This window comes from Lentzea sp. NPDC036949 (assembly GCF_055608075.1).
In genome coordinates, this window is sequence record NZ_JBVJRA010000006.1 from 144330 (window position 1) to 156615 (window position 12286).

Annotated in this window: 8 protein-coding genes; 4 read left to right on the forward strand and 4 right to left on the reverse strand. The window is 72.1% G+C overall.

The annotated features are described in order from the left end of the window. Positions 1–155 precede the first annotated feature (155 nt). Both ACZ7CD_RS18585 and ACZ7CD_RS18590 read left to right on the forward strand, forming a co-directional pair. Positions 156–2975 (forward strand): glycoside hydrolase family 3 C-terminal domain-containing protein, encoded by a 2820-nt coding sequence (locus ACZ7CD_RS18585; protein WP_470379337.1) that lies wholly within the window; start codon positions 156–158, stop codon positions 2973–2975. Positions 2976–3101: 126 nt separating this feature from the next. Beyond that, the gene (locus ACZ7CD_RS18590; protein WP_470379338.1) at positions 3102–4088 is read left to right on the forward strand and encodes an acetylxylan esterase; all 987 of its coding nucleotides are present in this window, start codon (positions 3102–3104) and stop codon (positions 4086–4088) included. A 67-nt stretch (positions 4089–4155) separates the two neighbouring features. On the opposite strand, the gene ACZ7CD_RS18595 is transcribed toward ACZ7CD_RS18590, so the two are convergent. Beyond that, positions 4156–4848 (reverse strand): GH12 family glycosyl hydrolase domain-containing protein, encoded by a 693-nt coding sequence (locus tag ACZ7CD_RS18595; protein ID WP_360389519.1) that lies wholly within the window; start codon positions 4846–4848, stop codon positions 4156–4158. Between the two features lie 139 nt (positions 4849–4987). Next, a complete protein-coding gene (locus ACZ7CD_RS18600) occupies positions 4988–5986 on the reverse strand; it encodes a LacI family DNA-binding transcriptional regulator (protein ID WP_360389522.1) in 999 nt (332 codons plus the stop codon). A 233-nt stretch (positions 5987–6219) separates the two neighbouring features. On the opposite strand from ACZ7CD_RS18600, the gene ACZ7CD_RS18605 reads away from it, so the two are divergent. Continuing rightward, on the forward strand, positions 6220–7221 hold the full coding sequence (locus ACZ7CD_RS18605; protein ID WP_470379339.1) for a LacI family DNA-binding transcriptional regulator: 1002 nt from the start codon (positions 6220–6222) through the stop codon (positions 7219–7221). A gap of 238 nt (positions 7222–7459) precedes the next feature. Continuing rightward, on the forward strand, positions 7460–8305 hold the full coding sequence (locus ACZ7CD_RS18610) for a cellulose binding domain-containing protein (protein ID WP_470379340.1): 846 nt from the start codon (positions 7460–7462) through the stop codon (positions 8303–8305). On the opposite strand, the gene ACZ7CD_RS18615 is transcribed toward ACZ7CD_RS18610, so the two are convergent. Both ACZ7CD_RS18615 and ACZ7CD_RS18620 read right to left on the reverse strand, forming a co-directional pair. After that, a complete protein-coding gene (locus ACZ7CD_RS18615; protein ID WP_470379341.1) occupies positions 8306–10552 on the reverse strand; it encodes a glycosyl hydrolase family 95 catalytic domain-containing protein in 2247 nt (748 codons plus the stop codon). Between the two features lie 72 nt (positions 10553–10624). Next, positions 10625–12028: an RICIN domain-containing protein gene (locus ACZ7CD_RS18620; protein ID WP_470379342.1), complete on the reverse strand. Its 1404-nt coding sequence runs from the start codon at positions 12026–12028 to the stop codon at positions 10625–10627. Positions 12029–12286 lie beyond the last annotated feature (258 nt).

A 12286-nucleotide genomic window follows, 5' to 3' on the forward strand; every position in this document is an offset into this window, starting at 1 on the left:
TCGAAGTGTCGAAGCGCTTAAACAGATGCCCGGCACAGTAGTGACGCAGATCGCACGAGACAAGACCGTTGACAGCAGAAACCCAAGCGTGCCACCGTCGAAACGCTTCACTGCACGCGCCAACCCGGAGGGGTCACCACGTGGTTTCCGAGGCTGTGTCCGCCGTCGATCGGCTGCCTTTCCGCGACCCGTCGCTCCCGACGCGCAAGCGCATCGACGACCTGCTCGGGCGCCTCACGCCCGACGAGCGGCTCGCGATGCTGCACCAGTACTCGCCGGCCGTACCCCGGCTCGGCCTGGCCGCGTTCCGCACCGGGACGGAGGCGTTGCACGGCGTCGCCTGGCTGGGGCAGGCCACGGTGTTCCCGCAGGCCGTGGGGCTGGGTGCGACGTGGGACGAGGAGCTGGTGCACCACGTCGCCGAGGCCACCGCGGTGGAGCTGCGTGCGTTCCACTACCACCGCCCGACCGCGGTCGGCACCGGCACGAACAGCCTCCAGGCGTGGGCGCCGGTGCTGAACCTGCTGCGCGACCCGCGCTGGGGCCGCAACGAGGAGGGCTACTCCGAGGACCCGCTGCACACCGCGCGGCTCGGGACGGCGTTCTGCCGCGGTCTCGCGGGCGACCACCACCGGTTCCTGCGCACGGCCCCCGTGCTCAAGCACTTCCTGGCCTACAACAACGAGGACGACCGCTGCACCACCTCGTCCGGCCTGCGCCCGCGGGTGCTGCAGGAGTACGACCTGGCGGCGTTCCGGCCGGTGGTCGCCTCCGGTGCCGCCACCGGCGCGATGGCCGGCTACAACCTGGTCAACGGCCGCCCGTGCCACGTCAGCCCGCTGCTGGGCACCGAGCTGCGCCGCTGGGCGGAGCCGACCGGCCGTGAGCTGTTCGTGGTGAGCGACGCCGAGGCACCGTCCAACCTGGTCGACCCCGAGCACTACTTCCACGACCACGCCGAGTCCCACGCCGCCGCGCTGAAAGCGGGCATCGACAGCTTCACCGACCACGGGCAGGACAGCGCGGTCCCGGTCGGCCGGTTGCGCGAGGCGCTGCGGCGCAGGCTGATCGACCAGTCCGATGTGGACCGCGCGGTGCGCAGGCAGCTGGAGCTCCGCTTCCGCCTGGGCGAGTTCGACCCGGAGCTCGACCCGTACTCCGCGATCGGGCCCGAGGTGGTCGACTGCCCCGAGCACCGCGCGCTGGCGCTGCGGTCGGCGACGGAGTCGGTGGTGTTGTTGCGCAACACCGGGTTGCTGCCCATCGACGCGGCCGCCTCACCGCGGGTCGCCGTCATCGGGCCGTTCGCCGACACGCTGTGCGAGGACTGGTACAGCGGCACGTTCCCGTACCAGGTCACGGTGGCGGACGGGTTCTCGGCGGTGCTGGGGACCTACGGCGGCGAGGTGGTCGTCGCGAACGGCGCCGACCGGGTCGCGCTGCGCTCGCGCACCACCGGCGACCTGCTCGGCAAGACCGCGTTCGACATCCTCGACTGGGGCGACGGCGTGCTGACCCTGCGGTCCGCGGAGACCCGGCGCTACCTGAGCCTCCGGCGCGAGGACGGGACGCTGGCCGCGGACCAGGAGCAGATCAAGAGCTGGGACGTCAGCGAGACGTTCCGCCTCGTGCCCGCCGATGGTCCGGTGCTGCTGCAGAGCGTGCTCACGGGCCGATACGCCGTCGTCGACCCGGTTGACGGCCACGTCACCGTCACCGCGGAGTCTGCGGAGACCGCCGAGCGCTGGGAACGCGAGGTGCTGCGCGACGGCACCGCGGACGCGGTCGCGGCGGCGTTGTCGGCGGACGTCGCCGTGGTGGTGCTGGGCAACCAGCCGCTGATCGGTGGCCGCGAGACCCAGGACCGCGCGGGCATCGCGCTGCCGGAGTCGCAGGAAGCGCTGCTGCGCCGCGTCGCCGGGGTCCGCAGGGACACCGCGCTGGTCGTGATGAGCAGCTACCCCTACGCCCTCGACTGGGCCGACGAGCACCTGCCCGCCGTGGTGTGGACGTCCCACGGCGGGCAGGAGACAGGCCGCGCGGTCGCCGCCGTGCTGCTGGGCGAGGCCGAGCCCGCCGGGCGCTTGCCGCAGACCTGGTACCGCGGCGACGACGAGTTGCCGCACCCGCTCGACTACGACGTCGTCAAGGCGGGCTGGACCTACCAGTACCACCGGGCAGCGCCGCTGTACCCGTTCGGCCACGGCCTGTCCTACACCCGGTTCGAGCACCGCGACCTGTTCCTGTCCGCGGACACGCTGACCGCGGACAGCGCGGTCGACGTCTCGGTGACGCTCGCCAACACCGGCGACCGGACCGGCAGCGAGGTCGTGCAGCTCTACGTCCGCGCGCTCGACGCGCGCTACGAGGCACCGCGGCTGCGGCTCGCCGACTTCCGCAAGGTCGTGCTGGCGCCGGGGGAAAGCCGCGTGCTGGCGTTCCGGCTGTCCACCGACCGGCTGGCCCACTGGGACGTCGCGACCGGTGCGTTCACCACCGACCCCGGCCGCTACGAGCTGCTCGTCGCCCGGTCGGCCGAGGACGTCGTGCTCACCGCCCCGCTCGCGGTGGCCGGCCCGGCTCCCGCACCGCGTGCCGGTGTCGACCGGCGGGTGCTCGCCGTGGACTTCGACGACTACGACAGCGCCACCCTCGTGGACGCCACCCGTGTGGACGGTGACGCGGTCACGCCCGCGGCCGGTGCGGCGACGCTGTGGTTCCGCTCCACCGACCTCTCCGGCGCTGTCCGGGTCGAGGCGGAGGTCGCGGCGGAGAACGACGAACCGGACGCCCGCGTCGCGTTCTGGACCGGCGAGGACCTGCTCGCGGAGCTCCCCGTGCCCTCCACCGGCGACCGCTACCGGTGGACGACGGTGTCGGCGGCGTTGCCCGCACCCGTGACCGGAGTCCAGGATCTGCGGGTGACGCTGCGCGGTTCGTTCCGGCTGACCGCGTTCCGCTTCGGATCCGCCTGAGACCGGTGGCCCGCCGAACCGGCGGAGGCGGGCCACCACCTTTCTCCAGGCCGCGCGGCCTGGCCGGGACCGGTGGCCCGTCGCTCGGCGGGGACGGGCCACCACCTTCCCCTGTGAGGAGCTGCGATGCCGCTGACGGACCTCTCGCTCGACGAGCTCACCGCGTACCACCCGGACCTGCCGGCACCACCGGACTTCGACGCGTTCTGGGAGCGCACGCTGACCGAGGCGCGCTCGCACGACGGCGCGGTGACCGCGGAGCGCGTGACCGACCGGTACCGGCTGCGCACCGTCGAGGCCTACGACGTCCGCTTCCCCGGCTGGAACGGCGACCCGGTCGCGGCCTGGCTGCTGCTGCCGCGCGGCGCCGACGGCCCGCTGCCCGTCGTCGTCACCTACCTCGGCTACAGCTGCGGGCGCGGCGTGCCCACCGACCACCTGCTGTTCTCCGCCGCCGGCTGCGCCCAGCTCGTCGTGGACAGCCGCGGCCAGGGCCACGACACCCCTGACCGCCACGCGAGCGGCGGAACCCAGTGGGTCAAGGGTTTCCTGACCCGCGGCATCGACTCCCCCGACGACCACTACTACCGGCGGCTGATGACCGACTGCGCCCGCGCCGTGGACGCGCTGCCGCAGCTGCCGGGGGTGGACCCCGGCCGGGTGGTCGTCGCGGGCGGCAGCCAGGGCGGTGGGCTGACGATCGCGGTGGCCGGGCTGCTGAGCGACCGGGTGGCGGCGGCGCTGCCGGACGTGCCGTTCCTGTGCCACTTCCGGCGCGCGGTGGACATCACCGCCGACGGCCCGTACCCGGAGGTGGCCGAGTACCTGCGCCTGCACAGCCGGCACCGCGTCGACCCGGCGTTCGCGACGCTGTCCTACTTCGACGGTGCCCACTTCGCCCGGCGCGCCACCGCGCCCGCGTTGTTCAGCGTCGCGCTGATGGACCCGGTCTGCCCACCGTCCACCGTGTACGCGGCGTTCAACCGCTACGCCGGTGCGGACAAGACGATGACGGTGTGGCAGTTCGCCGACCACGGCGGCGGGTACGGCTCCAACGCCGCGGTCCAGCTGGAGTGGCTGCACGAGCGCGGGCTGGTGCCCGACGCCGGGTGAGCCCGTTCTCCGCACGAACTCCGCGTGGCCCACCGGGAACACCGGTGGGCCACGCGTTTCCGGGCGGTCAGCCCACGGACACCGAGTAGCTGTTGGTGGCGAAGTTGAGGCCACCGCTGGACGAGGTGATCTCGTAGCCGAACTGCACGGCACCCACCGTCACGTCACCGAACCAGCCGCGGCCGCGGATCCAGTCCATGACCGCCTTGACGTCCACGGTCCCGGCACCGGTGTTGGACGTGCGGACGAACGAGAACACCTCGTTGTGGCCGTTGGAACCGCGGTAGACGTTCCAGCTGTGACCGCCCACGGTGGCCGAGGCCTGCCACGAGCCGATCGGGCCGACGTTGCCGACCTTGTTCATCCACAGCATGATCTCGTAGGCGTTGTTGTTCGCCCAGATGTCGTACGCGGTGGTGTACGAGCCGGCGTTCGGGTAGCTGACGTTGAAGCTGCTGCGCAGGCTGCCCAGCGAGCTGAGCCTGCGGTTCACCATCTTTTCCGAGTGCGGGTACGACTTCACGCCACCGGTGTTGGGCTGGTTCGACCACACGCCCCAGTTGCTGTAGGAGTTGGCCCAGACGGTCTGCGGGCCGTACCCGTTGCCCCACACGTTGTTGCGGACCGTGTACCCGCCGTTCGACCAGGTGCCCCACCGGTCGGTCGAGCTCCAGGTCGCGGCGAGTGCGGTGCCGGCGCCCAGCGACACCGTCAGAGCGGCGACGACCGCGAGAACCAGATAACGCGCTTTCCCGTACATGTCCGATTCCTTCCGTGCTGCGTTGAACGGAATCCGCACCGCCGGCGTCGAAGCGGTTCACCACGAAGCTAACATCGAACAGATCGAATACAACCGCGCGAAATCGTTCGACCGCATTTGCGGCAAAACCACCTGCGAATCAGCTCAGGCGCTGCGGGCCGGTGCGCACGGACAGGTTCGGCGGCAGCAGCGTCAGCGGCGGCGCCTGCTGGCCGTTCAGCTTGGTGACCAGCAGCTCGACGGCCCGCCGCCCCAGCGCCTCGGCCGGCAGCTGGACCGAGGTGAGCCGCAGCCGTTCGGCGAGCTCGTCGGGGCAGATCGCCACCACGGCCACGTCGTCGGGCACTCGCCTGCCTTCAGCGCGCAGGCACTCCAGCACCCAGCCGAGCACGGCCTCGTTGTGCACGACCAGCGCCGTCATCCGCGGCAGCTCCCGCAGCAGCGTGCCCACCACGGCGTGCACCGAGTCGTACCGCGGCTCGGCGGGCAACGCGGTCGACGCGACACCGCGCCGCATGGCCGCGGAGCTGAACCCCGCCAGCGTCCGCTGGGCGAAGCCGGTATTGCGCGCGTAGACCACGCTCGGCGCGCCGAGGAACCCGATGCTGCGATGACCAAGCTCTGCGAGGTGGTCGACGCACCGCGCGCCCGCCGCCTCGAAATCCAGGTCGACGCAGGTCAGGCCCTTGACCGCGGCCGGGTGCCCGAGCAGGACGGCCGGGCGGCCCAGCTCGCGCAGCACCGGCAGGCGCTCGTCGTCCAGGCCGACGTCCATCACCACGCACCCGTCGACCCTGGCGCCGTTCGCCAGCCGCCGCAGTCCCGCGGCGCCCTGGTCGGCGGTCACCAGCAGCACGTCCATGTCGTGCTGGCGGGCGGCGGTGACGACGGAGGTGACGAAGCGCATGACCACCGGCAGCTGCACGCCCTCGCGCAGCGGCAGGACCAGGCCGATCACGTTCGAGCGGCTGCTCGCCAACGCCCGTGCGCCCGCGTGCGGGTGGTAGCCCAGCAGCTGGATGCTCTCCCGCACCCGGACCCTCGTGTCGGCCGAGACCGGGCGGTTGCCGGTGAGCACGTAGGAAACGGTGCTGGGCGCGACTCCCGCGTGCCTCGCCACGTCAACAATGGTGACCACGTCGACACCTCCGCAAATCGAAGCGCTTCGAACGTGGTTCAGTACCGTGACACAGTCGAAACGCGGGCGTCAAGAGAACGACTTCCGTTCGACGATTTCGACGAATGCCCACCGCTGTTCGACCGCCGGGTGGTGCCGCGAGGGCCGCGCCGGAGCCGCCGGACGTCTGCGCGACGCCGTTCCGCGCGCACTACGATGATCGCCACCACTCGTGGCGAACCCGAAGGGCGGGCATGATCACCATCAAAGAGGTCGCCCGCCACGCCGGCGTCTCGATGAGCACGGTGTCGTACGTGCTCAGCGGGAAGCGGAGCATCTCGGAGGAGACCAAGCGCCGCGTCGAGCAGAGCATCGTGGCGCTGGGCTACCACCCGAACGCCGGTGCGCGCGCACTCGCGTCGAACCGCTCGCAGGTGCTCGGCCTGGTCGTCCCGCTGCGGTCGGACCAGAACATGCCGGTGATCATGCAGTTCGTGTCGTCGATCGTGGCGTCCGCCCGCGGCCACGACTACGACGTGCTGCTGCTGACCAAGGAGGCGGGTCCCGGCGAGGCCCACCGGGTCACGGCGCGGTCCATGGCGGACGCGATCATCATGATGGACGTCGAGAGCGCGGACCCGCGGGTGCCCGAACTGCGCGCGGTCGACGCCCCGGTGGTGCTGATCGGCATGCCCGACGACCACGGCGGTCTGAGCTGCGTCGACCTCGACTTCACCAGCGCGGGCAGGCAGATGGCGGCGCACCTGGCCGACCGCGGCCACCGGTCGATCGCGTTGATCGGCTCGCACCCGTCGGTCTACGAGCGCGGCACCAGCTACGCCGCCCGGCTGCTGGCCGGGTTCCAGAGCGAGACCACCAGGCGTGCCCTGCCCGCGTCGGTGCACTCCTGCGCTCCCGGCTACGACTCGGTCGCGGCCTGCCTGGACGAGGTGCTGCACCCCGACCGCGGCACCACCGGCCTGGTCGTGCACAACGAGGCGGTCCTCGGCCAGCTGCTGCTCGAGCTGCGGCGCCGCTCGCTGGACGTGCCCGGCGACCTGTCGGTGATCACGCTGTGCCCTGACGACCTCGCGCAGGACCTGCCCGTGCCGCTCACGTCGATCTCCGTGCCCGCGCAGGAGCTGGGCGCCATCGCGGTCGAGATGGTGATGACCCGCCTCGCGCACGACCACGCGCCGGAGGTGCGGCTGCTGCAACCCCGGCTCACCGACCGCGGCAGCACCGCCGTTCTCTGACAACGATTTCCCGTCCGCGTTCGACGCGATTCGACTCGAATGCGTCGAACGACAACGCGCATTCCAATTACGTGAAAGTTCTTCCGCGCCTTGGACGTGCGACGTCGCCTGCCGTGACGAGATCAGCCGTTCGGCCGAACCGGTTGTGGTACGAGCGCCGACGGCTCCTTGCCGCAGAGGGACGATGAGAAAACTACTGGGCGCCGTCAGGACAAGACCCGTCGCATCGCTGTTGGTCGTGGCCGTCCTGGTCGCCGGCGCGGCGAGCGCCTGCGGCGACGACGAGCCGCCGGCACCACCGGCCCAGCCGGTGCAGGCCGAGGTCCCCACCATCGAGCCGCCGCGCAAGGAGGCGCTGACCACGACCGTGCAACGGGTCCTGGACGTGCGGACCGTGCAGCTCTCCGACGGCGAGCAGGTCGAGGTCGAGGGCCTGGCCGAGCCCGACGCGTGCTGGTCGGACGCCGCCACGGCGTTCGCGCGGACGGTGCTGCTGGAGAAGCCGGTCGAGTCGACGTCGACCGGGTCGCTGCGGCTGGCCGACGGCACGGACTACGCGGTGCTGGCCGTCGAGCTCGGCATGGTGCGCAGCGAGGCGGGCGACGACCGCGTGCTGCGCGAGGCCGAGGCGTCCGCGTCGGCGAAGGGCCTCGGCCGGTGGGGGCCGCCGTGCGTCCGGCCGAGCACCCCGGTCCCGCCGCCGGCCCCGGCCCCGGTCGTCCCGTCACCGGCCACGACCACGCCGGCCGCGCCGCAGCCGGTGACCGGCTGCTCGGTCGAGTACCGCGTCACGAACTCGTGGCCCGGCGGGTTCCGCACCGACGTCACCATCCGCAACACCGGCACGACCGACGTCACCGGCTGGACGTTGCGGTGGAAGTTCGCCAACGGCCAGACGGTGACGGAGATGTGGAACGCGACGCACCGGCAGACGGGCGCCGACGTGTCCGCGACCGCCGTGTCCTACAACCAGGCGATCCCGCGCGGCGGGACGGTGCCGGCCGGGTTCACCGCCAGCGGTGGCAGCACCAACACCGCGCCGCGTGCGTTCAGCCTCAACGGGTTCGCCTGCACGGTGGTGTGATCAGGTCACGTCCAGGTGGAAGAGGCGGTCGCGGTACCGCACCGCGACCGTCCGCGCCTCACCACCGCGCACGACCACGCCGGTCAGCTCCCCGTCGTCCCAGCCGATGTCGACGGTGAGCCCGCCGCGGGCCCGCAGCCCGCGCACCGAGCCGCGCCGCCAGGCCGGTGGCAGTGCGGGCAGCACGCGCAGCTCGCCGGTGTGGCTCTGCAGCAGCATCTCGGCGATCGCGGCCGTGATGCCGAGGTTGCCGTCGATCTGGAACGGCGGGTGGGCGCAGAACAGGTTGCGGTAGACACCACCGCCGTGCGCGCCCTCCGCGGTGACGTCGGTGAGGAAGAGCGCCAGCAGCTCCCCGGCGCGGTCACCGTCGCCGAGCCGGGCCCACAGCGCCGTCTTCCAGGCGAGCGACCACCCCGTGCCCGCGTCACCGCGTTCCAGCAACGCCTCTCGTGCCGCCGCCGCGAGCTCCGGTGTGCGGTGCGGGTCGATCCGGTTGCCGGGGTACAGGCCGACGAGGTGCGACACGTGCCGGTGACCCGGTTCGGCGTCCGGCAGCTCGGTGGCCCACTCCAGCAGCTGCCCGCGGCTGCCGATCGGCGGGGAAGGCAGCCGCGGCAGGAGCTCCCTCGACCGTCGCACGATCTCGTCCTCGACTCCGAGCACCTCGGCGGCGTCGACGAGGCGGGCGAGGAGCTCAGCGATGAGTGTGAGGTCCATTGTGGACCCGACACCCACCGCGACCGGACGGCCGGCGCTGTCGAGGTAGTGGTTCTCCGGCGATGTCGACGGCGCGGTGGTGAGCCCGCCGTCGTGCTCGACGAGCCAGCCGGCGCAGAACTCGGCGGCCCCGCGCACCACCGGCCACGCCCGCTCGCGCAACCAACCCTTGTCCCCGCCGAACTCGTAGTGCTCCCACAGGTGCAGCGCGAGCCACGCCCCGGCCAACGGCCAGTTCGCCCACGCCGGGTCCCCCGTGCCCGCACCGACCGGCGTGGCGGGGCACCACGGGTCGCTGTTGTGGTGCGCCGTCCAGCCGGGCAGGCCGTACAGCTCACGTGCGACCTGTTCGCCCCGGGCGGCAAGCCTTTCGACGAACTCCAGCAACGGCTCGTGGCACTCGGGCAGACCGGTGACCTCGGCGGGCCAGTGGTTCATCTGCAGGTTGATGTTGAGCGTGTAGTTGCCGCGCCACGGCGGGTCGACGTGCGGGTTCCAGACGCCCTGGAGGTTGGCGGGCAGCGTGCCCGGCCGTGAGCTCGTGATCAGCAGGTACCGGCCGAACCGGAACAGCAGCGCGGCCAGCGCGGGGTCGGGCGCCGCGATCCGTTCGTCGGTGGGCAGGTCCGGCGCAGGCCCGAGGTCGAGGTCGGCCCGGTCGAACAGCTCCCGGTGCGCGGCAACGGCTTCCTCGCGCAACCGGGACCAGCCGAGCGCACGGGCCCGCCGCACGCGGTCGGTGGCGAGCCGGGCGCACACGGCGGGGTCGCGTTCGGGGTCGGTGGCGGGGCCGCGGTGGCCGGCTTCGGTGGCCACGTAGACGGTGACGGTGTGCGGGCCGTCGTGGTCGGTCCGGTCAGCGCGGTCGGTCCGGTCAGCGCGGTCGGTCCGGTCAGCGTGGTCGGTCCGGTCGGCGAGGACTGCGGCGGCGTAGGCCATGCCCACCGCACCGGCGAGCCCCACCACGTCCTCGTCCGCGAACTCCTCCGCGGCCAGCGCGCTGTCGAGCCGTACCCCGACCTCGACCGGCCGGTCCACCCGCACCCGCCACGCCAGCACGTGCAACCCGGGGTGGCACACCGCCTCCCGCACCACCCCGGCGCCACCGGCCCGGCAGCGCACCGAGTAGACCCCGGTCGCGAGGTCCAGCCGCCGCTCGTACCCCTCCGCCGCCGCGTCCTCCACGGCAGCGTCCCCGACCCGCAGCTCCAACCGCAGGTCCGCGAGCGGCAGGTACCGGGCCGTGTCCGGGCCCTGCACCGCCTTGAGCAGTTCCTCCGCCCCGACGGCATCCCCCGCCAGCGCGAGCCGCCGGGCCCGTTCCACCACCGCCGGATCACCCGCCACCGCGGCGACCGGCCCACCGGTCCACAACCGGTCGTCGTTCAGCTGGAACAGCTCCGTGCGCACACCGCCGAACGCCATAGCGCCCAGCCGGCCCGTGCCCAGCGGCAGGGCTTCCTCCCACACCGCTGTCGGCGTGCGAAACCACAGCGCCGAATCCGAAATCGAAGCGCTTCGATACACGTGGGAAAGGTGACCACGCCACCTTCCCCAGCGTCAAGGAATCGGCCCGAGGCGAATTCCGCGGTGACCGGCTCAGCCCGCCGGGAGGATCCGCCACTGCTGGTTCGTGCTGTTGCTGTCGGCCCACTGGCCGAGGTTCGCCGCCGTCGCCGTGCGTCCCATGCCGTCGAGGTAGAGCCCCGTGGCGCGGTTGCGGATGCGGACGTCGTTGCCCCTGGCCTTGCCGGTCACCACGGTCCACTGCTGGCTCGTGGCGGTGCTGCTCGCGCGCTGGCCGGTGTCGGAACCGTTGCCGGTGCGGCCGGCGCCGTCGAGGTACAGGCCGGTCACGGTGTTGCGGAAGCGCACGAACGAACCGGTGTTCTCGACCACCCAGCGCTGGCTGGCGCTGGTGCCGCCGGTGCCCTGACCGGCCGCGGCGTCGGTGCTGCGGCCGAGGCCGTCGACGTACCAGCCGGTCGCGACGTTGCGGATCTCGACGGTGGTGGAGCCGTTGTCGCCGAGGCCCCAGGAGTGCCGCAGCTGCTGGAGGCCGGACGGGTTCGTCAGCGTCAGCGCGGTGTTCTGGCCGGTGCCGCTGCGGGTGGTCATGCTGTACCAGTCGCCGTCGCGCAGACCGGGCCAGTAGACGCTGCCCATGCCGAGGCTGCGCAGCTTCGCGGCGACACCGCGGACGTAGTCGGCCATGTAGGAACCGCTGGGGACGCTGTAGTCAACCGCGTCGAAGTACACGCCGTTCTTGGTGCCGGGGCCCATCGCGCCGCCCCACTCGGTGGCGATGGTGCGGCTCGCGTAGGCGCCGATGTAGCTGCCGATGTGGTCGGCCCACTCGGTCTCGCTCTCGAAGCCGGCGAAGAACGAGTAGTCGTGCACGGCGAGCAGGGTGCCGTTGAGCCGGCTGTCGCCGCCGACCGCGGGGACGTTCTGGGCGAGGCCGGCGCCGTCGAGGACGACCCGGCCGCGCGGGACGGACGAGTACCTGTTCAGCCAGTCGTTGTACATGTTGTTGAGGTCGCCCGTGCTGTACCCGTGCGGTTCGTTGATGACCTCGAAGTAGGCGTTGGGGTGCGAGCCGTACTTGGCGACCACCCGGTCCCACATCTGCTGGAACGCCGCCTGGTTCTGCGGCCGGCCACCGGTGTGCGCCCAGTACGCGAGGATCACGTTGCCCTTGGTGAGCGCCGTGTCGATCGCACCGGTGTAGGTGCCCCAGTAGGTCGACACCGTCGGCTCGTTCACCGGCAACCGCACGGTGTTCGCGCCGGTGACGGCGTAGAGCCCGCCGACGACGCGGTCGGCGACGGTGGCGGCCGAGGAGTAGGTGTCCGAGGCGCTGAGCCCCGAGGGGTAGAGCACGCCGTTGACGAAGTTGTCGCGCTGGTCGGCCCAGTTGACGCCCCGGAACCCGGCGGTGGACGCCTGCGCGGCGGTCGTGCCCGCGGTCAGCAGCCCGGCCACGAGGAGGACGGAGGTCAACAGGCGTAATGTGGTAAGCGCTTTCCAAGGTCTCATCGGCCCATGAGAGCAGCGGTTTCGGACGAGCGTCAAGACGGCGGCAGGGGGATGACAGAACACCGCCACACCCCGTTCGGCAGCTAAAGTCCACACAGGACGTTTAGCACCGTTCCCGCAGAACGTTTGGGATCAGACGACGATCGGGGCCGTCCTGGGCGCGGTCCTCATAGGAGCACGGACCGTCCACACGTTGCTCCAAACGGCCATGGCCGGGCGACT

Coding starts and splice junctions, on each gene's coding strand:
- ACZ7CD_RS18590 (WP_470379338.1), top strand. CDS start 3,102: ATGCCGCTGACGGACCTCTCGCTCGACGAGCTCACCGCGTACCACCCG.
- ACZ7CD_RS18595 (WP_360389519.1), bottom strand. CDS start 4,848: ATGTACGGGAAAGCGCGTTATCTGGTTCTCGCGGTCGTCGCCGCTCTG.
- ACZ7CD_RS18605 (WP_470379339.1), top strand. CDS start 6,220: ATGATCACCATCAAAGAGGTCGCCCGCCACGCCGGCGTCTCGATGAGC.